The sequence below is a fragment of the Bradyrhizobium sp. Ken51 genome, from assembly GCF_055807435.1.
In genome coordinates this window covers 1-368 of record NZ_JBVVPB010000144.1, presented here as the reverse complement: position 1 = coordinate 368, position 368 = coordinate 1, and the positions used below count along the sequence as shown (strand labels likewise).

Below are 368 nucleotides of genomic sequence, written 5' to 3'. Positions count from 1 at the left end.
CGCAGCATTGTGTATCCCGAAGACGCTGCATTGATGCAGTCTCTGATCGCGGACTTGCGTAAGAAAGTGGATATTGTCGTGGTAAGTCACCACTGGGGCCAATACCGACCGGCGTACCTGACCGAGTACGAGCGTTCGCTCGCCCGCGCGGCCATCGACGCTGGAGCCGACATCGTGCTGGGACACCATCATCACTTCCTGAGGGGGATCGAAGTTTACAAGGATAAGCCTGTGTTCTATGGCTTAGGCCATTTTGTATTCGACTTGACGGGCAAGGAATGCGTCTTCGGTGGGTACCTGCGCAAGGAGATGGGCGACGATGCGATCTTTCCGCGGCCAGGATATCCGTTGTCGCCGTTCCCGGAAGA

General features: G+C 56.8%; 1 protein-coding gene. It reads left to right on the top strand.

The features are described from left to right. Nucleotides 1–33 precede the first annotated feature (33 nt). Nucleotides 34–368 (top strand): CapA family protein (locus AC0L27_RS41225; RefSeq protein WP_473323845.1); only part of this gene is annotated, 335 nt, incomplete at its 3' end.